Source organism: Rhodococcus sp. H36-A4 (genome assembly GCF_027158005.1).
Classification (GTDB): Bacteria; Actinomycetota; Actinomycetes; order Mycobacteriales; family Mycobacteriaceae; genus Rhodococcoides.
In genome coordinates, this window is the sequence record NZ_JAPVLQ010000005.1 from 289,382 (window position 1) to 312,119 (window position 22,738).

Here is a 22,738-nt window from a genome sequence, read left to right on the forward strand (position 1 = left end):
CCCATCTCCGCAAGGAGGTGGGCGCCTCTCTTTTTTGTGTGCTCGTACCTGTACCCGCTACACATCCCGCTTGAATGGTCCACTCATACGATCAGATAGCTACAAGGGGTCACTCATGCGTCGAGCTACTTGGACGGCACCGCAGCGTTCACATGCATCTGAATCCGCAGAGCGACTGCTCCGCCTTCGACGGACTCGGCAACGAATGCAGCCTTCTTCTCGACGGTCCGTGTGAAGGCGTCGATGTCGATGGCAGGGGATGCAGAAACGGTGATCGCGAGCGTCGCGGTCCCTCGGTCGTCGATCGCCCGGCCCCGGGAGGACTCGACTTCGGGAAACGACGCGAGATCAGCGGCTATCCCACGTGCCAGAGCGCCGAGGTCGACTCGGATCGCAAGGGATTCCTCGGCGTAGATCTGCATCGTCCCGGTGCGCCGCGGCGAGAGGTTTCCGATGATCAGTGCAATTGCGCCGATCGCGCCGACGATGGCGGTCCCAGCGAGTGCTGCCTCCCACCAATCTTGCGCAGGTAGTCCAGCGATCGTGTCCCTATCGAATCGAGACAGTGTGCGCACCGCGAGCGGAAGGTCGAAGTACCAGGCGAGAGCGAATGCACCGGCTCCGAGCAGTGCGACGCCGAGTCCAACGACGAGTAGACGGTCGACGACTGCAGTCGCGCGCTTCATCCGCGTGTCTGTTCGAGGCGGATACGGGTGTCTCTGTTGTCGGCCAGTACCGACAGCGTCGGCGCTATTGCGTCACGGACGGCTTCGGTCAACGCCCTGTCCTCGCCTGCTTCGGTTCGGTGCACCTCGACCGTGATGTGTTTCTTCGTGACCGTCGTGCGGGCGGATTCGACGCCGGGTACCTCCCCTGCATGATCGCTGCACATCCGTGCGACGTCGGTTGGTCGCATCCATACCATCGGCAAAGACGAGGTCGGCGACGTTGCCCCGGTGTGTGTCTGCGTGCGGGGTTTCACGCCGATGACGAGGAGTATCAGTCCCGCAACCATCGCTGCTCCCGATGCGGCGATCATCCATCTCGCCCAGTGCAATTCGGCAATCTGCTCGATCGTGTTTCGAATCCAGGGAGCTCCGCCGATCGTGTCGTGCACGATCAAGAATTCTCGACCGGCGACGAAGGCCAGTGCCAGCAGGCCGAAGGCGAGCGCAACGGCGACGGGGAGTGCAGCCGGACTCGCCGCCGGTGGGCGCGGTCTCGGTGCCGCAACAGTCGTCTCGTCCGAGACCTGTTGTTCCACAGCTTCTCCGGCGGATGTGGCTGCCACCATGACGTTGAGCCGATACAAGGGCAGGCCAACGATGTTGTCGAGGGTACGGGCAACCTCGGTGTGGACGGCCTCGGAGACGTCGGTGATTCGGCACGGCCACGTCAGGCTCACATACAGGTTGATCGAGACCGAGTACTCGCCGACCGATGCATCTGCGCGCGGCAGATCCCGGCCCGTCAAGCGTGATATTCCACCGACGCTACGGACGACGTCAGGCACTGCCAGTGCCGCTGCGACGGCCACGCGTTCGATGGCACGCTCCTTGATGACGAGGGTTCCTCGCCCGCCTGTTTCGGCCGATGCGGCGCTATCCGTATCAACCACGGCCGCGACCGCGGCTACGCAGCAATGTAGTGAGGTCGAGTCGACCATCGAAGTGAGCACCGATGGCGACCCCTACGGCCCCGAGGAACAGTGCAAGTACGAATCCGCTGAACCCGCCGATGATTCCGGCAAGCGCCAACAGCAAGCCCGTGAGCAACCCCGCGAGTGTGTACGTCATCGATGACTCCCTGCCGGTTGTATTGCGACGTCTTCGACGATCGGTTGTGTGGTGACGTCTTCGATGGTGACCACGATCGGTACCGACACGTGTGGCCCGACGGCATCCCGCACTGCGCGAGCGACCGCGTGCACGTCGCTGGGATAGTCGACGCTGATGTGGATCTCGCAGACGTCGGCGTGGATGTGGACACCGACGACCCTACGGCCGGGCAAATACGTCGCGATCTCACCGAACTCGCCCGAATGCAAGGCGCTGACACCCGCAACACTCAGCGTGATCGACGCTACCGTGTCAGCGAGTTCGATCTCGCGTGGAGCGCTCACTGCACACGCGGGCGGAGGTCCGGATCAGGTCCGGTCTCGGTGTCGTCGAAGAGCATGACGTCGTAGACGGTGATGTTCACCTCGGTGACCTCGAGGCCGGTCATCCTTTCGACCGCGGTGATGATGTTGCGGCGAATACCTGCGGCCAGTTCGTGCAGCGCCACGCCGTACTCGGCAACGATGCCGATGTCGATCGCGGCCTGCTTCTCGCCTACCTCGACGGCGACTCCCTGGCTGTGGTTGACCCGGGCGCCCGGTATCCGATCGCGGAGAGCTCCGACCGCTCGGGCTGTGCCACCACCGACGTCGTAGACGCCGTCGATCTCGCGGGTGGCGATGCCGGCGATCTTTGCGACGACGGCATCGGCGATGATCGTTCGCCCCTGCGTGGTGGTCAGTGCTGCCGAACCCGCTGCAGCGAACCTGGGGTCTGTGGTCATACCTCTGATCGTAGTGATGCTGCCCCTGCGCGGCTACACAAAACGCACGGCATACGCGGGTCGTCTGCGAGAGCCGAAGCGGCCGGCCAGCGCCGAAACAGTCGCCGTCTGGTAAAGATCAGTCATGGCAATTGTGATCGTTGGAGCAGGGTTGGCAGGTCTGCGGACCGCCCAGGAACTACGCAAACTCGAGTACGGCGGCGACATCGTGCTCGTCGGTGACGAAAACCATTTGCCGTACGACAGACCTCCACTGTCGAAGGAGGTCATTCGCGGTGAACGTGAGGACACCACCTTCGAACCTGCCGAGTACTTCCTCGAGCACAACATCGAACTACGCCTGGGCTCGGCTGCAGTTGCCGTGGACACCGCCGCGCAGACTGTGGAGTTGGCAGACGGATCGACCCTGGCCTACGACGAACTCGTGCTCGCGACGGGCCTGCACCCGCGACGCCTCCCCTCGCTACCGGACCTGATAGGTGTACACGTGCTGCGTTCGCGGGACGACGCTGCGGCGCTACGCAAAGACGTCGAATCCAGCAGCCGTGCTCTTGTCGTCGGTGCAGGTTTCATCGGATGTGAACTCGCGGCAGGATTCCGGCACGCGGGTGCCGACGTCGTGATCGTCGAACCACAGCAGACACCGCTCGGTTCGGTGCTCGGGGCCGAGGTGGGCGAGCTCGTCGCTCGATTGCACCGCGAGGAGGGAGTCGACCTCAGGACCGGCACCGGCATCAAGACCCTGCGCGGATCCGATCGAGTCACCCACGCCGTGCTCACCGATGACACCGAAATCGAGGTCGACACCGTAGTGATCGGGGTGGGTTCGACGCCCGTCACAGGCTTCCTGGCGGGCTCGGGAATCGAGATCGCCGACGGTATTTCCGCGGACGCAGTCGGACGCACGAGCGATCCCCATGTGTGGACGGTCGGCGATGTCGCTGCGTGGACGGTCGGCGACGCGACGAAGCGGGTCGAGCATTGGAGCAACGTCGGCGATCAGGTTCGGGTCATGGTGCCCGCGATTCTCGGTCACGAGGCAGCCCCGGCGCGTCCGCAGGTGCCGTACTTCTGGAGCGACCAATACGATCTGAAGATTCAGGCTCTCGGAACGCCTTCGGCTGACGATTCTGTCAAGATTGTCGATGACGACGGCAGAAAATTCTTGGCCTACTACTTCCGTGACGGAATTCTTACCGCTGTTGTCGGTGCCGGAAAAGCTGGGGGAGTGATGAAGATGCGTGCGAAGATCGGGCTGCCTCTTGAGTGAACTTCTCACGGCTGGGGACATCGCCGACGCGGAGGACGTTCTCGCGCCTGTCATGCGAAGAACGCCGGTAGTGGCGTCGCGGGTCCTCTCCGACCTGACCGGTCACGAGGTGCGTCTCAAATGCGAGAACCTGCAACGCACCGGCTCCTTCAAGCCGCGCGGGGCGTACAACCGGATCTCGCGGCTCACCGCATCCGAGCGCGCCCACGGAGTCGTCGCTGCGAGCGCAGGCAATCATGCACAGGGAGTCGCCTGGGCTGCAACTGAATTGAACATCGCCTCGACGGTGTTCATGCCGACGGGTGCCTCGCTGCCGAAGCTTGTCGCCACCAAGGCCTACGGTGCCACGGTAAACCTCGTCGGCGATACCGTCGACGAGGCACTGACCCACGCGCGTGAGTTCGCGGAGCGGACAGGCGCCATCCTGATACACCCGTTCGATCATGCGGACATCGTTGCCGGGCAGGCGACACTCGGAACCGAACTGCTCGGGCAGATGCCCGAGGTCGGTACCGTCCTCGTTCCGACCGGGGGCGGCGGTCTACTGGCAGGCGTGGCTGCTGCCTTTCATTTCCGCAAACCAGGTGTGCGGATCATCGGCGTGCAAGCCGAGGGCGCGGCTGCGTGGCCCGCTTCGCTGAGTGCGGGTCACCCGATCTCAGCGGCATCGATGACCACGATGGCCGACGGCATCGCAGTAGGGTTGCCGGGGGCCGTTCCGTTCGCTCACGTAGCCGACTGGGTCGACGACGTCGTCACCGTCAGCGAGGACGCACTCTCTCGTGCGCTGCTGCTGTGCATCGAGCGCGCCAAACTCATCGTCGAGCCTGCGGGTGCGGCGGCGGTGGCCGCACTGATGACCCGCGACGACCTCGAGCTCCGGGGGCCGGTCTGCGCGATCCTGTCCGGCGGCAACATCGATCCGCTGCTGCTGACCCATGTCATCACCCACGGGCTGCGCGCGGCAGGCAGATACTTGGCTGTCCGCGTGACGATTTCGGATCGACCGGGTGGGCTGTTGTCTCTGCTCGAGGTCGTCAAGGAACTCGGTGCGAGCGTCGTAGACGTCGTGCACGCGAGGACCGGTGGTCAGCTCGGCTTGGAGGAGGTCGAAGTCCTGCTCACCGTCGAAACCCGAGGCCCGATTCACCGTCAGGAGATTCTCGACGCGCTCGACGCATCGGCATTCGGCGTCGGAACGCTGTAGGACCGGCCTGCACAAGGGTTCGCGTACAAATCTGAGGAGCGGTACTTGTTCCCCGGATACTTGTCGGTGACTGCCCGTACTATCCGAGCGTGACTTCAGGTGGGGCGAACGCGCCCGATCAGTTTTCGACGCGACAAGAGTCTGCACTGTTCGAGACCTCAGTGTCTGCCGTAATGAGAAGTACGTATTGATGACAACGACAGGGAGGTACGTCGTGGCGAATGCCGTCGAAGTAGAGAATCTCGTACTGGAGTACGGAAAGAACGTCGCGCTCAACGGGATCACCTTCTCGGTGCCGGAGGGGACGGTTCTCGGAGTTCTCGGACCGAACGGCGCAGGCAAGACGACGGCGGTTCGCATCTTGGCGACGCTGTTGAAGGCGACCTCGGGAACCGCGAAGGTATTCGGCCTCGACGTCGCAAAGCAGGCAGGCGAGGTCCGCTCCACCATCGGGTTGACCGGCCAGTTCGCCGCGGTCGACGAGTACCTCACCGGCTACGAGAATCTCGAGATGGTCGGTCGCCTGTTCGGGCTGAAGAAGGTCGAGGCGCGCTCGCGAGCGGACAATCTGTTGGAACGGTTCGATCTGCTCGACGCTCGCGACCGCACCGCCAAGCAGTATTCGGGCGGTATGCGTCGCAGGCTCGACATCGCTGCCAGTCTCATCGGTAGGCCGCGGGTGCTGTTTCTCGATGAGCCCACGACAGGTCTCGATCCGCGCAGCCGAATCGGCATGTGGGACTTCATCTCCGATCTGGTCAAGGACGGCACGACCATTCTGCTGACCACGCAGTATCTGGAGGAAGCCGACAGGTTGGCAGACAAGATCATCGTCTTGGACAAGGGGGCGATCATCGCCGAGGGCACCGCGGATCAGTTGAAGGCGCAGGTCGGTGGTGAGCGGCTCGAGTTCGTCCTCACCGATCCTGACGATCGGGCACACGCCCAGGAGTTGTTGGCTCCGATCGGTGTCGATGAACCGCAATGGGACGCACAGGCACGCCGAATCGTCATGTCGGTCGACGGTGGCGCGGACGACCTGACGACAGCCCTGGTGAAGTTGCGGGAAGCAGGTATCTCCGTGGTCGACGTCGGCTTGAGACGCCCCAACCTGGACGACGTGTTCCTCAGCCTTACCGGCCATGCCACCGAGTCGGACGCTGCAGTGGAGGTAGCCAAATGAGTGTCGTGCGCGATTCCCTGATCATCGGCAAACGCAATCTGATCAAGATCAAGCGGGTTCCGGATCTGCTGGTCTTCGCGACGCTGTCGCCCATCATGTTCGTGCTTCTGTTCGCATACGTGTTCGGCAGTGCCGTCGACATTCCTGGCGGCGGCGATTACAAGAGCTTTTTGATGGGTGGCATCTTCGTTCAGACGATGATCTTCGGTGCCACGATCACCGGATCTTCGCTGGCAGAGGATCTGCAAAAGGGTGTGATGGACAGGTTCCGTTCGCTGCCGATGGCACGCTCGGCTGTGGTCATCGGACGAACTGCCGCCGACGTGGGCAACAATCTGGTGACCATCACGATCATGTCGATCACCGGCTTGATCGTCGGCTGGCGCATTACGACGTCGTTCTTCGAGGCTCTTGCCGGGTACGTCCTGCTGCTGTTGTTCGCCTACTCGATCTCCTGGGTGATGGCGTTCGTCGGGCTGTCGGTACGGTCACCGGAAATTTTCAACAATGCCTCGTTCATCGTCATATTCCCTGTCACCTTCATCGCGAACACATTCGTGCCCATCGACGGCTTCCCGCCGCTGCTCAAAACGATCGCCGAATGGAATCCGATTTCCTCGACTGTCCAGGCGGTGCGCGAGTTGTTCGGCAACACAAGTCCTTTGGCGCCGCCGCCGGACGTGTGGTCACTGCAAAACCCAGTGCTCTATACGCTCATTTGGGTTGTCGTTCTGCTTGTAGTCTTCGTGCCGTTGTCGGTGCGTAAGTACGAGAGCACTCTCACTGCTTGAGGCTGGTCTCGAGAAAATCCAAAACCTCGGTCCACATTCGGCGCTGCGCCTTCGCGGTGCCTGCCGGCGTTCCACCGGACACCGTGTCGTAGTTACGGTCGACGGTCGTAGGCGTTGCGGGGGGACGCAGAATATGACCGGCATTCGGCAGGATCAGCAACCGGTCCGTAGTGCGTTTGCGTCTGGCAATCAACGCGCGCGCCATCCGGTCGGACGGGTACGCCGCGTCGTCATCGCCGGCGATCGCAAGCAGCGGAGCGTCGATCCGCTCGACGGGGATGGTCGCGTCATAGACGTCTTTGTCGTTTTTCAGTCCGGCAGCGTATGCGGGTCGTAACGACAGAGCTTGTGAGGTGGGGCCGGTCGCGAAAACCCGTCGGGCGGCCGTCTTGATCAGCTGCCCGATGAGCCGTTCGCTTCGCATGGGCATGTACGGCAGCGGTTCACCGCAGACGGTCAGCGAAGACGTTCGGGGTGGAGGTCCACCGTTGGATCGGGCTTGCAGGACGACGTGGGATGGCGCCATCGCGATGACGCCGCGGATCGGAAGGCTCGGAGTGCGGGCCAAAGCCGACAACGCCACCGACACCCCGACCGAGCAGGAGTAGACCGCGATGCGGCGTGTGTCGACCCGTTCGTGGCCGGCAAAAGCTGCCATTCCTGCGGCTATCGCTTCTACCGGTATCTCCTCGAACTGCTCGGGGAGACCGGTGTCGTCCATATAGGACAGAACGGCTGCCACGTATCCATGTGAAGCGAGCAGTGCCGCCGTGGGCGCTGCCGTTCGTGCACCTGTTGTGCCGGGGAGAACGATGACCCCGGCCAGGACATCGTCACCGGTATCAGGCAGATAGATCCGCAGTCGCCACCCGACGCCCGCGAGATCCTCGCGAACCAGATCTTCGCCCCAGGTGCGACGCACCGTGGTGCTGGACGAACCCTCCACTGCGTGCACCGAGATTCGGTAGTCGAGTCCGCCGTCCGATCCGGCGAAGGCGACGGGCACGACCCCTTCGTCGACGAAGAACATGTTCCACCACGGTCGGTCGGGGTCGGTGATCAAAAGCCGACCTTCGGCATCGATGTTGTAGTCCTGATGTGACACCCAGTGGTGGTTGTTCGCATCCACTGTGGCGACATCGAGATGGACCGGAAGGCCGGGGGAAACGCCCAGGACACGAAAGGTAGTGGGGCCGTCGATCGGGCCCTCGACTGGGTCGACCTGCAGGGACACTGCATCCATTGCCCAAGTGTGCGCCGTGACCGCGCTCGGTGTCGGTCATATAACGCAAGTTTCCCCGGTCGGATGACTACCGACCGGGGAAACTCGACTGAACCGAGACCAATGTCTACGAGTGGTAAGGCTCCGCGCTGACGAGCGTGACCTTCATGATCTTGCCGTTCGGCAAGGTGTACTGGCGGGTGTCGCCGACCTTGGCATTGATCAGTGAACCACCCAGCGGAGAGCTAGGGGAGTAGACCTCGAGCTTGGAGTCGGTGGAACCCTCTTCACGGGTGGCGATGAGGAAAGTCTCGGCGTCGGACTCGTCGCCGTCGTAGTAGACCTTCACCACGGACCCGGGGAGTGCTACACCGGACTGGGTGGGGGCCTCGCCGACCTTGGCGGAGTTCAACAGTTCCTGCAACTGGCGAATACGGGCTTCCTGCTGGCCCTGGTCCTCGCGTGCAGCGTGGTAGCCGCCGTTCTCTTTCAGATCGCCCTCTTCGCGTCGCTCGTTGATTTCGGCGGCGATGATCGGGCGATTGGAAATGAGTTGGTCGAGTTCGCTCTTGAGCCTGTCGTGGGACTCCTGGGTAAGCCAGGTCACCTGGGTCTCGGTCATCTCGATCACTCCCTTGTAGTAGAAGTCGCGGTGGACTCCCAGTTTTATGCGGACGGCGCACGCGGCAAACCTGGGGATTGCAGTGTGCAAATCCCCAACGTGGTAGGCCCGTTTCTCGAGCCACTGGAGTGCAGCATCAGCCGCGGGCCACAGTGCCGCCCTGGCCGTCAATGCAGCAATACACGGCTCCAAAGCGGAACCGTGTACCGGCCGATCTTACCACGAGCAGGCGCTAGGTCAGCCTGCGCGCAAATAATCGGGGACTTTCAGGCTGCATCCATAGATGTCGCCGACAGCGGGCGGTTGAGAAGTACGTATCACCGACACTACCTCGACCTCGCGTGCGTCCGAGCCGGGTACGAGGACTTCGCGGCGTCCGGTTTCCGACCCGTCACGCGAACGCGCCCTCACGATACAGACCGCGTCGTCCTGAGGATCTGCGCGCGTGACGCTGAAACGAATGGAGATGGTGGAATCGTCGAGCAGGTCGAACGCGAGCGCTGTTCCCTCGATATCTTTCACCGAAAACTTCACGTACCCGATGTAGGCGATCCCCAGGCCTGCCAGGAGCACCATGACGAGCAGCAGGTTCTTGGTTCGGCGGGAAACCGACCGTGACGTCGACGCGGGATATCGGCCTTCGGGGAGCGTGGAAGTCATGCATGCTTTCGTCGTGAAGGTCAGGGGAACTCGGTGTTCGCTGGTGGATCTACGGCAGCCGGTGCGCGCTGTGTCGGCGCCGAGTGGAACTATATGTGTAGGGAAGAAGCAGGCGAAGCTGAGGTGAGGAAAGAACGTGTCCGGACTACGGCTCATGGCGGTGCACGCCCATCCCGACGACGAATCGAGCAAGGGCGCAGCGACGACGGCTCGGTACGCCGCCGAGAACAACGATGTCCTGGTCGTGACGTTGACCGGTGGTGAACGGGGAGACATCCTCAATCCAGCGATGGACATCCCCGGTGTGAACGATCGCATCGAGGAAGTGCGGCGGGAAGAGATGGCGGAGGCGGCTCGCATTCTCGGTGTACGCCAACACTGGCTCGGTTTCGTCGATTCGGGTTTACCCGAGGGCGATCCGTTGCCCCCGCTGCCCGAGGGGTGCTTCGCGCTGGTTCCACTCGAAGAGTCCACCGAGGCTCTGGTCAAAGTTGTTCGCGAATTCAAACCGCACGTTATGACTACGTACGACGAGAAGGGCGGATACCCGCACCCGGACCACATCCGGTGTCACGAGGTATCGGTTGCGGCCTTCGAAGCCGCAGGTGATCCGACGAAGTTCCCCGACGCCGGGGAACCGTGGACACCGCTCAAGCTCTACTACTCGCATGGTTTCCTCCGTAAGAGGATGCAACTGTTCAACGACTGGTTCGTCGACCGCGGCGAAGAGAGCCCATTCGCCGACTGGTTGAAGCGGTGGACGACGGACCGCGACGAAATCATGGAGAGAATCACCACTCAGGTCACTGCCGACGAATACTTCGAGCAGCGCGACGACGCATTGCGGGCGCATGCCACGCAGATCGACCCGAACGGGGTGTTTTTCGCCGTACCCGTCGATGTGCAGCGCAAGCTCTGGCCCACCGAGGAGTTCGAATTGGCGAAGACGCGGGTCAAGACGTCGCTACCCGAAACCGATCTGTTCGCCGGCATCGAAACGAAGGACGTCTGAGTGATCACCTCGCTACTGGCCCAGCAGCCGACCGGCCCGGAGTTCGGTAAATCTTCGCCCGTCGGGCTGGTGATCATCGTCGCGCTTCTCGTCGGTACGGCTCTGCTGATCTGGTCGATGAACAAAAAGATCAAGAAGCTTCCCGAAACATTCGAGAAGGCAGACCCGAGGCCTGATCAGGAACTCGACGAGGGGACCGATCGCGGCGCGCTGAAGAAAGATCCGCCCAAGACGTCGACCACGGACAAGACGTCGACCACGGACAAGCGGTCCGGCAAGGACGAGACTTAGCCGTGCTCGGTGCCAACGCACTCGAAGTATCGACCAGCCCCTATCTGCTTCAGCATGCGGACAATCCGGTGCATTGGCAGCAGTGGTCGCTCGAGGCGTTGAACTCGGCCGTAGAACGCGATGTTCCGATCTTGCTGTCGATCGGATATTCGGCCTGCCACTGGTGTCACGTGATGGCGCACGAATCGTTCGAAGACGAGACGGTTGCGGCGCTGTTGAACGCCAACTTCGTGTGCATCAAGGTCGATCGCGAGGAACGGCCCGATCTCGACGCCGTCTACATGAACGCGACGGTGGCGATGACGGGTCAGGGCGGCTGGCCGATGACGTGCTTTCTGACACCCGACGCCGAACCGTTTTACTGTGGCACGTACTTCCCGCCGAGACCGCGCGGAGGTATGCCCTCGTTCGAGCAGTTGCTGACCGCGATATCGGACACCTGGAATACGCGTCGAGAAGAAGTGTTCGACGCCTCCGCTGCGATCGTTGCGGCCCTCCGCAACAACTCCGGACAGATTCCGACATCGGACCGTCCGATCGACGTCGACCTGATGGCCGACGCCGTGGCCTCGGTACTCGAGGACGAAGACGTAGATCGTGGTGGCTTCGGCGGGGCACCCAAGTTTCCGCCAGGTGCACTGTTGGAGGGCCTGCTGCGGCATTACGAGCGCACCGGCTCGGCAGCGGTACTCGAGACGGTCCAACGCACTGCGGCCGCGATGGCTCGCGGCGGAATCTACGACCAGATCGGTGGCGGGTTCGCCCGCTACTCGGTCGACGCGGAATGGGTAGTGCCACATTTCGAGAAGATGCTCTACGACAACGCGCTTCTACTTCGTTTGTACGGGCACCTCGCCCGGGTGACGGGGGATCCGCTGGCTCTCCGCGTAGCCGAGGCGACCGCGGGTTTCCTGTTACGCGAACTGCGAACCGACAATGGGTGTTTCGCCTCCGCTCTCGACGCCGATACAGACGGTGTGGAGGGATCGACCTACGCGTGGACGCCGGAACAGCTCGTAGACGTTCTGGGATTCGAAGATGGCGTCTGGGCTGCAGGCTTGTTCGTCGTCGACAGCGCAGGGACATTCGAAGCCGGCATGTCGGTTTTGCAGTTGCCCGAGGATCCGGACGATCTCGAGCGGTACCGGCGCGTGGCCGAACTGCTGCTTTCGGTTCGGGATCAACGCCCGCAGCCCGGCCGCGACGACAAGGTGGTCACCGCCTGGAACGGCCTGGCAATCACAGCTCTCGCCGAAGTGGGTGCGGGACTGGGACGGCCGGAGTGGGTCGATGCCGCTGTCGTCTGCGGTGAACAGATCTTCGCGACACACTTCGAGAACGGACGACTGCGACGCGCCTCGCTCGGCACACACGTCGGCGTCGCAACGGGTGTGCTCGAGGACTACTCCTGCCTCGCCGTCGCCTCGCTCGCGCTTCTGCAGGCCACCGGAGAGGAGATCTGGTCGATTCGGGCGCGGGCGATTCTCGACGCTGCGATCGAACACTTCGCCGACCCGGAGCATCCCGGCAGTTGGTTCGATACCGCTGATGACGCCGAAGCGTTGGTGACGAGGCCACGAGACCCACTCGACAATGCAACCCCGTCGGGAGCATCGACGGTGACGGAGGCTCTTCTGACGGCAGAGGCGCTTGTGCCGCTCGAAGTGTCGGCTCGATACGGGGAACTCGCCTCGGCTGGGCTTGCCCGTGCGGCTTTGATTCTCGACCGGGCACCACGATCGGGTGGCCACTGGCTTGCCGTTGCCGAGGCGTCGGTACGGGGACCACTGCAGGTGGCGGTATCGAGCGTCGGGAACAGCAGGTTGCTCGCCGTTGCTCGCGCGAACGCTCCTGGAGGAACGACGATCATGGCCGGAGCGGAGAATTCCAGCGCGCTGCTGGCCGATCGACCCATGATCGACGGCAACGAGGCGGCGTACGTGTGTCGCGGATTCGTGTGTGATCGCCCCGTCACCACCGAGGTCGCGCTCATCGCCGCATTGCAGCGCTGACCCTCGCTAGAACAGCACCAACCACACGGCGACGAGGTGGCAGATCGCGGCAAGCACAGTGGCCGCGTGGAAGAACTCGTGATGCCCGAATGTGGTGGGCCAGGGATTGGGCCATTTCGTCGCATACAGGATGGCTCCGATGCTGTACAGGACACCGCCTACGAGCAAGAGAATGAACGGTGCGAAGCCCACTTGCTCGATCAGTGTCGGTGCGACCGGCACGATGGCCCAGCCGAGAATCAGATACAGAGGTACGCCCACCCAGACGGGTGCGAGAGGCCACAGCATCTTGAGCGCGACGCCGCTGAGTGCACCGATCCAGACGACGATCAGCAGGGTTCTGCCGGTTGCTGCCGGTAGTCCGAGTACGGCGAACGGCGTGTAGCTGCCGGCGATGAACAGAAAGATCATCGAGTGATCGGCACGCTTCATCCACGTGCGAGTGGCAGGAGTCTTCCAGTGAATTCGGTGGTACGTAGCGCTCACTCCGAAGACACCGCAGACGGTGCTCGCGTAGACCGCCGTCGCGATTCCGGCACTGACGGAGACCAAGCTGAAGGCCAACGTGACCAGGACGATGCCCGCCACGACGGAGACCGCGAAAGCGTAGAGATGAATCCACCCGCGCATCCGAGGTTTCGCGGGTAGTTGGTCGATCCCGAACATCGTCATGCGATCACTTCCTCTCGACTCCGAACCTACGCAACCGTAGGTTCGGTCCGTACTCTACCGGCGAGTAGCTTCGTTGCGTCGGCGTAAGGTTGTGCTCCGTGGTGATCCGACTGTGGTGATGTCTCGGTGAAAATTCTCCCGACGAACGTACGTAACGTGCTGTACAACGTGTACGAGCGGCGCTTGCTCATGCAGCTCGACGGCATGCGCCATCCGCGTCACGTTGCAGTGATGTGTGATGGAAATCGCCGATGGGCACGTGAGAACGGCTTCACCGACGTCGCGCACGGTCATCGCATGGGTGCACTGAAGATCGCCGAGATGCTCGGTTGGTGCGACGCCGCGGGAATCGAGATGGCCACCATCTATCTACTCTCGACCGAGAATTTGTCCCGCGACCCCGACGAGCTCGATTCACTACTCGAGATCATCACCGACGTCGTCGAGGAGATCTGCGGACCCGAGCAGAATTGGGGGGTCAAGATCGTCGGCACCCTCGAGCTCCTTCCACCTTCGACGGCGCGCAGGCTCGAAGAGGCCGCCGCTCACACCGCGGGGCGAACCGGAACACACGTCAACGTCGCAGTGGGCTACGGCGGTCGTCAGGAAATCGCCGACGCAGTGCAGTTATTGGTGAGAGAGAAGATTGCCGAGGGGCTCACCGGGGACGACTTGGTGGATTCCATCGACGTCAAGGGCATCGATACTCACCTCTACACCTCCGGCCAGCCCGATCCTGATCTGGTGATTCGTACTTCGGGTGAACAACGGCTCTCCGGATTTCTGCTGTGGCAGAGCGCGTATTCGGAAATCTGGTTCACCGAGGCGTACTGGCCCGAATTCCGCCGAGTCGACTTCCTTCGGGCTCTGCGTGACTACGCAGCCAGGCATCGCCGGTTCGGAATCTGAATACCGATCTACAACTTGCGCAATCGGAGCCTGTTGATGGCGTGATCGCTGTCTTTGCGCAGCACCATTGTGGCCCGAGGACGCGTCGGCAGAATGTTCTCGACGAGGTTCGGCAGGTTGATCGAATGCCAGAGATCCTCGGCTGCCAGACGTGCGTGCTCGTCGGGCAGATTCGCGTAGTGATGGAAGTGCGCGTCGGGATCGGCGAACGATGTCTTACGCAGCGCGAGAAAACGCTTCACATACCAGCGCTCGATGTCCTCGATTCTGGCGTCGACGTAGATCGAGAAGTCGAACAGATCCGAGACCATCAAACGTGAACCGGTCTGCAGAACGTTGAGGCCTTCGACGATGAGAATGTCCGGCTGACGAACCATGTGGAACTGGCCCTTCAGAATGTCGTAGGACACGTGTGAATAGACCGGTGCGGCAACCTCTTCGGCTCCCGACTTCACTTCGGTGACGAAGCGGAGCAGCTTGCGGCGATCGTAGCTTTCGGGAAATCCCTTGCGATGGAGAATGCCGCGACGGATCAACTCTGTCGTCGAATACAGGAAGCCGTCGGTGGTGACCAGGTCGACGCGTGGATGGTGATCCCATCGCGCGAGGAGTGCTTGCAGAACTCGGGCCGTGGTCGACTTTCCTACCGCGACACTGCCGGCGACTCCGATGACGAAGGGCACCTGACGATCCGGGTGCTTCTCGCCGAGAAATGTTGCCGTGGCCGCGAACAGCCGTTGCCGCGCGGCGACTTGCAGGTGGATGAGTCGAGCCAAAGGGAGATACACCTCGGCGACTTCTTCGAGATCGATCTGCTCACCCAAACCGCGGAGGCCGACGAGTTCTTCCTCGGTGAGCACCAGTGGCGTCGACTGCCGAAGAGTGCGCCACTGAGCGCGATCGAACTCGACGTAGGGGCTGGGTTCGCTCATTCGGAGGTACACACCTCGTGTGCCTGGTGCGTACCTGGGAGTACGCACCAGGCGCACGAGGGACACTGAAGTCGCATGGCTTCAGATTGTGCTTGGTGCCACTGGTACGCACACGGGCGGGGTAGTTCACTGTTCGTTCATCTCATTGCTGCCACTATCGTCGAATCTTATGAATGCCGATTCTCTCGTCCGTGAGTATCTACAACTCGGTCTGAAATTCGACCGACTCGAAGAGGGCTTCGTCGACGCGTACACCGGTGATCCCGAGTTGCGTCGACAGACCGAGAATGCGCCGGCTCCGGATCCGGCTGCCCTCGCGCGGCAGGCCGTCGCATTGCGGGCCGAGCTGGCCAATACCGATCTCTCGGCGCAACGTGCCGAATTCATCGATGTCCATTTGCGTGCGCTGGAATGCTCGGGCCGCAAGTTCGCGGGAGAAGATATCGGTTTCGTCGACGAGGTCTTCGCATATTTCGATGTCCGCATCGAACCCGGGGATCAGGACCACTATGCGCAGGCACATCGAAAGATGGACGAGGTGTTGTCGGGTCCGGGTTCGCTCGCCGAGCGATTGGCCGCTCACCGCGCCAGAGACGTAATCCCGGCCGATCGGCTCCAGGACTGCGTCGAGGCCTTCTCGAGTGCCTTGCGTGATCGCGTGCGAGCAGAGTATTCGCTGCCCGAAACCGAGCAGGTGCGTTACGAGGTTGTGGGGGACAAGCCGTGGTCGGGATTCAACTATTACCTCGGTGACTTCAAGTCCACCGTGGCCATCAACTCCGATCTCGAACAGCACATGGCGAACCTCCCGCACCTCATCGCGCATGAGGCTTATCCCGGACATCACACCGAGCACTGCCGGAAAGAGATGGGCCTCGTCGGGGCCGGGCAGCAGGAGCAGACCCTGTTTCTCGTCAACACTCCGCAATGCCTGATGGCGGAGGGGCTTGCCGATCTGGCGCTCGAGTCGATCGTCGGACCAGGATGGGGAGTGTGGGCGCAGGAAATCTACGCCGACCTCGGCCTGCGGTTCGACGGGGAGAAGGCCGAGCGATTGTCGGCGGCGTCGGGCCAGTTACTCGGGGTGCGGCAGGACGCGGCATTGTTGCTGCACGATCGACACAAGAGTCAGGATGACGTCGCGGCGTACCTGGAAAAATGGGGCCTCGCATCGCCCAAGCGTGCTCGGCAGAGTCTGAAGTTCTTGTCCTCGCCGTTGTGGCGTGCCTACAGCAGCACCTACGTCGAGGGATACAAACTTCTCGGCGGTTGGTTGGCTCAGGGCAAGACCGTCAGCGAGCGATCGGCGTTGTTCGGGCGCCTCCTCGACGAGCCGCTGACACCGGGGCAATTACGCATCTCGTAAACTAAAGGTCGCCCACATCGCTGCCCTCATTTGGAGACCCCTGTTATGACTGACGTCAACAACCTGTCCCTTGCCGAACTCGATCCTGAGGTCGCCGAGGCCATGGCAGGCGAACTGGGGCGTCAGCGTGACACGCTCGAGATGATCGCATCGGAGAACTTCGTTCCCCGTGCCGTTCTGCAGGCACAGGGAAGCGTGCTGACGAACAAGTACGCCGAGGGCTACCCGGGTCGTCGCTACTACGGTGGCTGCGAGCACGTCGACGTCATCGAGGACTTGGCCCGCAATCGCGCCAAGGAACTCTTCGGCGCCGAGTTCGCCAACGTCCAGCCGCACGCCGGTGCGCAGGCCAACGCGGCAGTGTTGATGGCACTGATCAACCCGGGTGACAAGATCATGGGCCTCGATCTGGCACACGGTGGCCACCTCACGCACGGTATGAAGCTGAACTTCTCCGGCAAGCTTTACGAGGTCGAGTCCTACGGTGTCAGCAAAGAAGACCACCGAATCGATATGGATCAGGTGCGCAAGCAGGCCATCGAGGCCAAGCCGCAGGTCCTGATCGCCGGCTGGTCCGCCTACCCGCGATTCCAGGACTTCGAAGCCTTCCGTTCGATCGCAGACGAGGTCGGCGCATTGCTCTGGGTCGATATGGCGCACTTCGCCGGACTCGTCGCAGCAGGTCTACATCCCTCGCCCGTTCCCTACGCCGACGTCGTGTCCTCTACGGTGCACAAAACTCTCGGAGGACCCCGGTCCGGCCTGATCCTCGCGAAGAAAGAATGGGCGAAGAAGCTCAACTCTGCAGTGTTCCCCGGCCAGCAGGGTGGCCCACTCATGCATGCGATCGCCGCCAAGGCCGTCGCTTTCAAGATCGCTGCGACGCCGGAGTTCAAGGAGCGCCAGGAGCGCACCCTCCTCGGAGCCTCACTCCTTGCGGATCGCCTGAACGGCAAAGACATCGCAGACAAGGGAATCTCGGTTCTCACCGGCGGCACCGACGTGCACCTCGCCCTGGTGGACCTGCGTAACAGCCAGCTCGACGGCCAACAGGCCGAGGACCTTCTCCACGAGGTCGGCATCACCGTCAACCGCAACGCCGTGCCGTTCGATCCGCGCCCGCCGATGGTCACTTCGGGCCTGCGTATCGGCACCTCGGCACTCGCGACGCGTGGCTTCGGTGAAGCAGAGTTCACCGAGGTCGCCGATATCATCGGCACCGCCCTCGCCACCGGCGAAGCCAGCGACTCGCTGAAAGAGCGCGTCGTCAAGGTCGCGCAGAGCAAGCCGCTCTACGACGGCCTCGAAGACTGGGGCCTGATCGGCTGATTGACCGATGGGGACCTCCCCGACACGGCGCAACGGGTTAACGCGTTGTTCACCGACACGCCCCCTGCTCTCCGCGCCAATCCTCGGAATCGGCGGTACCGTCGGCAGTAACAGACAGCGGGGAAGCTGGCTGTGCGGGAGGTTCTGATACGTGACTGAGCAAGTGAGTGCGAGAGGGCCGGCACCCGGCCCTCGTGTCAGCTGACACGTCAGGACCGACCGGCCGAGCGACAAGCGTTCGTGTGGCGTCGCGCGAACAGTAGGAGCCCCACGTGACCACTTCACGCTCCGTTTCCGCCCCTCTTCGGACATTCGTGTTGGACACCTCGGTTCTGCTGTCGGATCCTTGGGCTGTTATTCGCTTCGCCGAGCACAATGTGGTGCTGCCGCTCGTCGTCATCAGCGAGTTGGAGGGTAAGCGCCATCACCACGAGCTGGGATGGTTCGCGCGGGAGTCGTTGCGCATGCTCGACGATCTGCGCGTCGAACACGGTCGGCTCGATCAACCTGTTCCGATCGGAACGCAGGGCGGCACACTTCAGGTGGAGCTCAATCACACCGACGCAGCCGTTCTGCCGGTAGGTTTTCGTAGCGACTCCAACGATTCGCGGATCTTGGCATGCGCACTGAATCTGGCGGCCGAGGGCAAAGACGTCGTGCTCGTCAGCAAGGACATCCCGCTGCGAGTGAAAGCCGGTGCGGTGGGATTGCCCGCCGACGAGTATCACGCCCACGACGTGGTGCCTTCGGGTTGGACCGGCATGGCCGAACTGGAAGTGCAGCCGGCCGACATCGATCGGTTGTTCGCGGACGGTGTCATCGACCTGGGCGGTGCACGAGACATGCCGTGTCACACCGGAGTTCGCTTGCTCGGGGGCCGTTCGAGTGCATTGGGACGTGTCACAGCGGACAAGCAGGTGCAGCTGGTGCGCGGCGAACGTGAAGCCTTCGGCTTGCATGGGCGCTCCGCCGAACAGCGGGTTGCGCTCGACTTGCTACTCGACGAGAGTATCGGCATCGTCTCGCTAGGTGGTAAGGCCGGTACGGGTAAATCTGCGCTGGCACTGACCGCAGGTCTGGAGGCCGTGCTCGAGCGTCGTACACATCGGAAGGTCGTCGTCTTCCGCCCTCTGTACGCGGTCGGTGGTCAGGAGCTCGGCTATCTACCCGGCAGTGAGAGCGAGAAAATGGGCCCGTGGGGTCAGGCCGTGTTCGACACCTTGGAAGGGCTCGTAAGCCCCGAGGTGATGGAAGAGGTCATCGCACGCGGAATGCTGGAAGTCTTGCCGCTCACGCATATTCGTGGACGATCGCTGCATGATTCGTTCGTCATCGTCGACGAGGCTCAATCACTCGAACGCAATGTTCTGCTCACGGTTCTGTCCAGGCTAGGTAGTGGCTCCCGCGTCGTTCTCACCCACGACGTGGCGCAGCGCGACAATCTCCGCGTAGGACGGCACGACGGCGTCGCAGCGGTGATCGAAAAGCTCAAGGGCCACCCGCTTTTCGCGCACATCACCCTCACCCGAAGTGAGCGTTCGCCGATCGCAGCCCTGGTGACGGAGATGCTCGAGGAGTTCGGTCCTTCAGGGGCGTAGACGCATAGAGTGGAAATGCGTTCCGAGGGATGCATTTCCACTCATGTGCGGAGTTGCCACAGCCCTCGCACCAACGCCTTCGCGAAGTCGAGATTGTCGAAGTAGTCCCGCCACACGAGGATTTTGCCGTCACGCAGCTCGAAAGTGCCACACACCCAGAACTCGATATGCAATCGGCGCCAGATCAGTACGTCGGTGCGTTCGGTGAGCACCACGGCGCCGCTGGGGTCTGCCGCAATGTTGTGGATGGTGACGTCGAATCCGTAGTTCGGCTTCGCCATGACCGCGAGCGCTTTGCGGACTCGGGCTATGCCACGCACTTTCGGAAATCCGACGTTGTGCCAGATGATCGCATCGTCGAGCAGTGCCGCCGCGCGATCGACGTCGCGCTCCGCCAGAGCCCGCAGCATGTCCTCGACAGTCTTGGTCGACTGCAGTAGATCTGTCACTTGGTGAACCTCCCCAGTCCGTTTCCGTCGAAGTACTCGAGCGTGACGGTGTTTCCGTTGAACGTCGCTTGCGACACGGTGCCGTCGGGAGCGTTCTCGCTCCGCACATCGAAGGTGAACGTATCACCGTCCCAGTGCTTCAGCTCGTAGGAAGTGTCCTTGGGACCGATGGCCAGAGTCATGGTTCCGTTGGCGTCGGTGACCGTCGCAGGACCCCAGAACGAGTTCTGATAAACCCCGGCGTAGGCAGTGAGCGGCTGTGCGGGAGCAGGATCGGCGGGTGGTGTCTTGCCGACGAGTTCTCCTGTTGGTTCGTCCATTCCCTCGAACGCATTCTTGTAGATCGTCCGCCAATCTTGTCGAACCTCGCCGAATTGCACGAGATCGGCGAACTCGGCCGATACCGTCTCGGCGATGCCGATAGGTGCAGCGTTGGTCAGCACGACGATGGAGACATCGAGCGAGGGGATCGTCACGAAATTGGTGCCCGCGCCGAGCTCGAACGCTCCCGAATGACTCACCTGTGTGCGTCCGGCCCCCGAGTTCGAAACGTTGAAACCGTATCCGTAGTAGCCGGCGCGCGTGTCCGGGGTACCGGACGGGGACGAGACGATCTCGGCCGTCACTGCGGGCAGCAGGGCATCGGGTCCGACGACCTGTTTGCCGTCGAACGTGCCGTCGGCAGCGAGCATCGTCATCCACTTCGCCATGTCGTTCGCCGAGGAACTAACCCCACCTGCAGGCGACTGTGCGTCCGGTTCTCGCTGAAACTTTGCCTCGTACTCGCCGTCGAGCAGTACGTGTGGGACTGCGCGGTCGGTGCGGGCCAGGTAGTCCGCGAATCGCGAACTGGTCGACGCCATACCGAGTGGGCCATAAATTGCGTCCTGGCTTAGGGTCTCCCAATCCTTGCCCGACGCCTGCGCTACCGCTTCGGCACCAGCGGTGACGCCGAAGTTGGTGTAGTTGTACGTCGAGCGGAATGGATCCAGGGGAATGTCCTTCAGTCGCGCGAGTACTTGGCGGCGGTCGTAGCCGATTTCTTCGAGGTTGTCGCCTGCGTGATCGGGTAGCCCGCTGCGGTGGGCGTAGAAATCGCCGACCGTGACGTTCTGGGTCACGTACGGATCCGCGAGCGCGAACCACGGTAGCTCCGAGACCACGGGAGTTGTCCAATCGACGACTCCGCTACCGACCTGCGAAGCGACCACCGTCGAGCCGACGGACTTGGACAGCGATGCCAGCTGGAACACCGTGTCGCCGTCGACTGCATCGTCCTTACCGACCTCGCGCACACCGAATCCCTTGGAGTACAAGACTTCTCCCTTTTCGGCGACGGCGATAGCCATTCCAGGGATTTTCGAGGTCTCCATCAGTTCGGCGGCGATGCCGTCGAGTTTGCCGACCGCATCGTCGATCTGCCCGTCGGGAACGTCGACGCCGGGCACCTGGCCTGGCGAGAGTCCGGAGTCCTCCTCCGCTGATGCTTCTGCTGTGGCGGTGGCTGTCGTGGTCACCGTTTCGGTGTCATTGGAGGAATTGGAGGATTCGGAGGAGCACCCGATGAGGGCCGTCATCGACGTGGCGAGAGCAAGGGCCAGATACATCTTCTTCGAGCGCATCACAGGAGTCCTCTCCAGGAGCGAATGGATTAGGAAGAGCGTAAACCCTGCTCGCGTGGGATTTGGGAGAATTCACAGAGGTCAGGGGCGCGAGGCTTGACGTTCGGTGGGAGGCGCTACGGTATTCGGATGCCTACGAACTTGACTGACGGTGACCTGTTGCTCCGATTGGAGCCCGCCGTGGAAGAGAATCTGCGCCGACACATCGAAGAAGCAGAGGATTGGCACCCCCACGATTTCGCACCGTGGGACGACGGCAAGAACTTCGCGTTCCTCGGTGGCGAGGACTGGTCGGCGGAACAATCCCATCTCAGCGAGGTCGAGATCCTCTCCGCGACGGTCAGCGTCCTCGTTGCCGACAATCTGCCCGCCTACCATCGTGAACTGGCCCGTGCACTGACCGGCCAGGGCGCATGGTGGAAGTGGACCGGCCGGTGGACGTCGGAAGAGAATCGTCAGTCGATAGCGCTTCGCGACTTCCTGGTCTTGACACGCGCTGTCGACCCCGTCGCTCTCGAACGTGTTCGGATGGAAGAGATGACGAAGGGCTACGACGCGCCCAGCCTGCACGTTCTCGACATCCTCGCGCATTTTGCCGTGGACGAGTCCGCGGCCGTGCTGCGAAACAACAATACGATCGCACTCGGTGGCGACCCTGTTCTGGCCCAGATCTTGTCGAAGATCGCCCAGGACGATGCACTGCAGTCGAAGTTCTACGCGAACATGGTCTCCGAAGCACTCGGTGTCGCCCCCGACCAGACCGTGCGCGCTATCGCCGACCGCATCAACGGGTACTCGATCCCCGTGGTCGATCTGCCGGGTAAGGGCAACAGCACCGAATTGCTTGCCGACGCCGGTATCTACACGGTCGAGCAGCAGAGCGAGAAGGTGTTCAAGCCATTGTTGGCGGAGTGGAACATTTTCGGCCGCAACGACCTCGGCGACGAGGGCAACAAGGCGCGCGACGAGCTGAGCGCGTTCGCCTGAGCTGAGCCTACTAACCCCTGAACGCATGAGTGGTTCATTCAT

24 protein-coding genes are annotated in these 22,738 nt (G+C 62.3%); 12 read left to right on the top strand and 12 right to left on the bottom strand.

The genetic code is table 11. The features are described 5' to 3' along the window. Nucleotides 1–125 precede the first annotated feature (125 nt). From O1W68_RS15750 to O1W68_RS15770, 5 genes are read right to left on the bottom strand one after another with little or no spacing between them, the layout of a single operon-like run. Nucleotides 126–686: a hypothetical protein gene (locus tag O1W68_RS15750; protein ID WP_269305035.1), complete on the bottom strand. Its 561-nt coding sequence runs from the start codon at nt 684–686 to the stop codon at nt 126–128. After that, on the bottom strand, nt 683–1,618 hold the full coding sequence (locus O1W68_RS15755) for a DUF6286 domain-containing Asp23/Gls24 family envelope stress response protein (protein ID WP_269305036.1): 936 nt from the start codon (nt 1,616–1,618) through the stop codon (nt 683–685). Before O1W68_RS15755 ends, O1W68_RS15750 begins: the two co-directional genes overlap by 4 nt. Continuing rightward, entirely contained in the window at nt 1,611–1,796 is a 186-nt protein-coding gene (locus tag O1W68_RS15760) for a DUF2273 domain-containing protein (RefSeq protein WP_136171231.1), read from the bottom strand. Before O1W68_RS15760 ends, O1W68_RS15755 begins: the two co-directional genes overlap by 8 nt. Further along, on the bottom strand, nt 1,793–2,122 hold the full coding sequence (locus O1W68_RS15765) for a hypothetical protein (protein WP_269305038.1): 330 nt from the start codon (nt 2,120–2,122) through the stop codon (nt 1,793–1,795). Before O1W68_RS15765 ends, O1W68_RS15760 begins: the two co-directional genes overlap by 4 nt. Next, the gene (locus O1W68_RS15770) at nt 2,119–2,562 is read right to left on the bottom strand and encodes an Asp23/Gls24 family envelope stress response protein (RefSeq protein WP_269305040.1); all 444 of its coding nucleotides are present in this window, start codon (nt 2,560–2,562) and stop codon (nt 2,119–2,121) included. Before O1W68_RS15770 ends, O1W68_RS15765 begins: the two co-directional genes overlap by 4 nt. A gap of 124 nt (nt 2,563–2,686) precedes the next feature. Here O1W68_RS15770 and O1W68_RS15775 point away from each other — a divergent pair, with 124 nt between their 5' ends. The 4 genes from O1W68_RS15775 to O1W68_RS15790 all read left to right on the top strand — a co-directional run bounded on the left by O1W68_RS15775 (nt 2,687) and on the right by O1W68_RS15790 (nt 7,013). Next, nucleotides 2,687–3,832: an NAD(P)/FAD-dependent oxidoreductase gene (locus O1W68_RS15775; protein WP_269305042.1), complete on the top strand. Its 1,146-nt coding sequence runs from the start codon at nt 2,687–2,689 to the stop codon at nt 3,830–3,832. Between the two features lie 52 nt (nt 3,833–3,884). Next, a complete protein-coding gene (ilvA, locus tag O1W68_RS15780) occupies nt 3,885–5,039 on the top strand; it encodes a threonine ammonia-lyase (protein ID WP_269305379.1) in 1,155 nt (384 codons plus the stop codon). Between the two features lie 214 nt (nt 5,040–5,253). Then, entirely contained in the window at nt 5,254–6,222 is a 969-nt protein-coding gene (locus O1W68_RS15785) for an ATP-binding cassette domain-containing protein (RefSeq protein ID WP_269305380.1), read from the top strand. Next, nucleotides 6,219–7,013 (top strand): ABC transporter permease, encoded by a 795-nt coding sequence (locus tag O1W68_RS15790; RefSeq protein WP_269305043.1) that lies wholly within the window; start codon nt 6,219–6,221, stop codon nt 7,011–7,013. The genes O1W68_RS15785 and O1W68_RS15790 overlap by 4 nt, the downstream gene beginning before the upstream one ends. On the opposite strand, the gene O1W68_RS15795 is transcribed toward O1W68_RS15790, so the two are convergent. From O1W68_RS15795 to O1W68_RS15805, 3 genes are all read right to left on the bottom strand, one after another. Then, a complete protein-coding gene (locus tag O1W68_RS15795) occupies nt 7,003–8,256 on the bottom strand; it encodes an acyl-CoA thioester hydrolase/BAAT C-terminal domain-containing protein (protein ID WP_269305045.1) in 1,254 nt (417 codons plus the stop codon). The two genes, O1W68_RS15790 and O1W68_RS15795, sit on opposite strands and share 11 nt — an antisense overlap. Before the next feature lie 106 nt (nt 8,257–8,362). After that, entirely contained in the window at nt 8,363–8,857 is a 495-nt protein-coding gene (greA, locus tag O1W68_RS15800) for a transcription elongation factor GreA (RefSeq protein ID WP_084346091.1), read from the bottom strand. A gap of 237 nt (nt 8,858–9,094) precedes the next feature. After that, nucleotides 9,095–9,517, bottom strand: coding sequence for a DUF4307 domain-containing protein (locus O1W68_RS15805; protein ID WP_269305047.1), 423 nt, complete (start codon nt 9,515–9,517; stop codon nt 9,095–9,097). Nucleotides 9,518–9,653: 136 nt separating this feature from the next. On the opposite strand from O1W68_RS15805, the gene mca reads away from it, so the two are divergent. From mca to O1W68_RS15820, 3 genes are read left to right on the top strand one after another with little or no spacing between them, the layout of a single operon-like run. Beyond that, nucleotides 9,654–10,529: a mycothiol conjugate amidase Mca gene (mca, locus tag O1W68_RS15810; protein WP_269305049.1), complete on the top strand. Its 876-nt coding sequence runs from the start codon at nt 9,654–9,656 to the stop codon at nt 10,527–10,529. Then, complete coding sequence (locus O1W68_RS15815) at nt 10,530–10,820, top strand: hypothetical protein (protein ID WP_269305050.1); 291 nt, start codon at nt 10,530–10,532, stop codon at nt 10,818–10,820. 2 nt (nt 10,821–10,822) lie between these two features. Next, nucleotides 10,823–12,832, top strand: a complete 2,010-nt coding sequence (locus tag O1W68_RS15820; RefSeq protein ID WP_269305053.1) for a thioredoxin domain-containing protein — start codon at nt 10,823–10,825, stop codon at nt 12,830–12,832. A 6-nt stretch (nt 12,833–12,838) separates the two neighbouring features. On the opposite strand, the gene trhA is transcribed toward O1W68_RS15820, so the two are convergent. Further along, nucleotides 12,839–13,504 (bottom strand): PAQR family membrane homeostasis protein TrhA, encoded by a 666-nt coding sequence (trhA, locus tag O1W68_RS15825; protein ID WP_269305055.1) that lies wholly within the window; start codon nt 13,502–13,504, stop codon nt 12,839–12,841. Nucleotides 13,505–13,630: 126 nt separating this feature from the next. Here trhA and O1W68_RS15830 point away from each other — a divergent pair, with 126 nt between their 5' ends. Further along, complete coding sequence (locus O1W68_RS15830; protein WP_269305057.1) at nt 13,631–14,413, top strand: isoprenyl transferase; 783 nt, start codon at nt 13,631–13,633, stop codon at nt 14,411–14,413. Between the two features lie 8 nt (nt 14,414–14,421). Here O1W68_RS15830 and coaA read toward each other — a convergent pair whose 3' ends face one another. Next, nucleotides 14,422–15,345 (bottom strand): type I pantothenate kinase, encoded by a 924-nt coding sequence (gene coaA, locus O1W68_RS15835; RefSeq protein WP_269305059.1) that lies wholly within the window; start codon nt 15,343–15,345, stop codon nt 14,422–14,424. Nucleotides 15,346–15,514: 169 nt separating this feature from the next. Between coaA and O1W68_RS15840 the strand changes: the two genes are divergently transcribed. The 3 genes from O1W68_RS15840 to O1W68_RS15850 all read left to right on the top strand — a co-directional run bounded on the left by O1W68_RS15840 (nt 15,515) and on the right by O1W68_RS15850 (nt 19,638). After that, complete coding sequence (locus tag O1W68_RS15840) at nt 15,515–16,711, top strand: DUF885 domain-containing protein (RefSeq protein WP_269305061.1); 1,197 nt, start codon at nt 15,515–15,517, stop codon at nt 16,709–16,711. A 45-nt stretch (nt 16,712–16,756) separates the two neighbouring features. Then, nucleotides 16,757–18,040, top strand: a complete 1,284-nt coding sequence (gene glyA, locus O1W68_RS15845) for a serine hydroxymethyltransferase (protein ID WP_084346083.1) — start codon at nt 16,757–16,759, stop codon at nt 18,038–18,040. A 272-nt stretch (nt 18,041–18,312) separates the two neighbouring features. Continuing rightward, a complete protein-coding gene (locus O1W68_RS15850; protein WP_269305064.1) occupies nt 18,313–19,638 on the top strand; it encodes a PhoH family protein in 1,326 nt (441 codons plus the stop codon). A 41-nt stretch (nt 19,639–19,679) separates the two neighbouring features. Here the strand turns inward: O1W68_RS15850 and O1W68_RS15855 are convergent, their stop codons facing one another. Continuing rightward, complete coding sequence (locus O1W68_RS15855; protein WP_269305066.1) at nt 19,680–20,087, bottom strand: limonene-1,2-epoxide hydrolase family protein; 408 nt, start codon at nt 20,085–20,087, stop codon at nt 19,680–19,682. Next, the gene (locus O1W68_RS15860) at nt 20,084–21,709 is read right to left on the bottom strand and encodes a serine hydrolase (protein WP_269305068.1); all 1,626 of its coding nucleotides are present in this window, start codon (nt 21,707–21,709) and stop codon (nt 20,084–20,086) included. Before O1W68_RS15860 ends, O1W68_RS15855 begins: the two co-directional genes overlap by 4 nt. 129 nt (nt 21,710–21,838) lie before the next feature. Between O1W68_RS15860 and O1W68_RS15865 the strand changes: the two genes are divergently transcribed. Further along, a complete protein-coding gene (locus O1W68_RS15865) occupies nt 21,839–22,696 on the top strand; it encodes an acyl-ACP desaturase (RefSeq protein WP_269305070.1) in 858 nt (285 codons plus the stop codon). Nucleotides 22,697–22,738 lie beyond the last annotated feature (42 nt).

Bases quoted from the DNA above. Each gene is read 5' to 3' on its own strand.
- O1W68_RS15750 (WP_269305035.1), bottom strand. From the start codon at position 686: ATGAAGCGCGCGACTGCAGTCGTCGACCGTCTACTCGTCGTTGGACTC.
- O1W68_RS15760 (WP_136171231.1), bottom strand. From the start codon at position 1,796: ATGACGTACACACTCGCGGGGTTGCTCACGGGCTTGCTGTTGGCGCTT.
- O1W68_RS15770 (WP_269305040.1), bottom strand. From the start codon at position 2,562: ATGACCACAGACCCCAGGTTCGCTGCAGCGGGTTCGGCAGCACTGACC.
- O1W68_RS15775 (WP_269305042.1), top strand. From the start codon at position 2,687: ATGGCAATTGTGATCGTTGGAGCAGGGTTGGCAGGTCTGCGGACCGCC.
- ilvA (WP_269305379.1), top strand. From the start codon at position 3,885: ATGCGAAGAACGCCGGTAGTGGCGTCGCGGGTCCTCTCCGACCTGACC.
- O1W68_RS15790 (WP_269305043.1), top strand. From the start codon at position 6,219: ATGAGTGTCGTGCGCGATTCCCTGATCATCGGCAAACGCAATCTGATC.
- O1W68_RS15795 (WP_269305045.1), bottom strand. From the start codon at position 8,256: ATGGATGCAGTGTCCCTGCAGGTCGACCCAGTCGAGGGCCCGATCGAC.
- greA (WP_084346091.1), bottom strand. From the start codon at position 8,857: ATGACCGAGACCCAGGTGACCTGGCTTACCCAGGAGTCCCACGACAGG.
- O1W68_RS15805 (WP_269305047.1), bottom strand. From the start codon at position 9,517: ATGACTTCCACGCTCCCCGAAGGCCGATATCCCGCGTCGACGTCACGG.
- trhA (WP_269305055.1), bottom strand. From the start codon at position 13,504: ATGACGATGTTCGGGATCGACCAACTACCCGCGAAACCTCGGATGCGC.
- coaA (WP_269305059.1), bottom strand. From the start codon at position 15,345: ATGAGCGAACCCAGCCCCTACGTCGAGTTCGATCGCGCTCAGTGGCGC.
- O1W68_RS15840 (WP_269305061.1), top strand. From the start codon at position 15,515: ATGAATGCCGATTCTCTCGTCCGTGAGTATCTACAACTCGGTCTGAAA.
- glyA (WP_084346083.1), top strand. From the start codon at position 16,757: ATGACTGACGTCAACAACCTGTCCCTTGCCGAACTCGATCCTGAGGTC.
- O1W68_RS15860 (WP_269305068.1), bottom strand. From the start codon at position 21,709: ATGCGCTCGAAGAAGATGTATCTGGCCCTTGCTCTCGCCACGTCGATG.
- O1W68_RS15865 (WP_269305070.1), top strand. From the start codon at position 21,839: ATGCCTACGAACTTGACTGACGGTGACCTGTTGCTCCGATTGGAGCCC.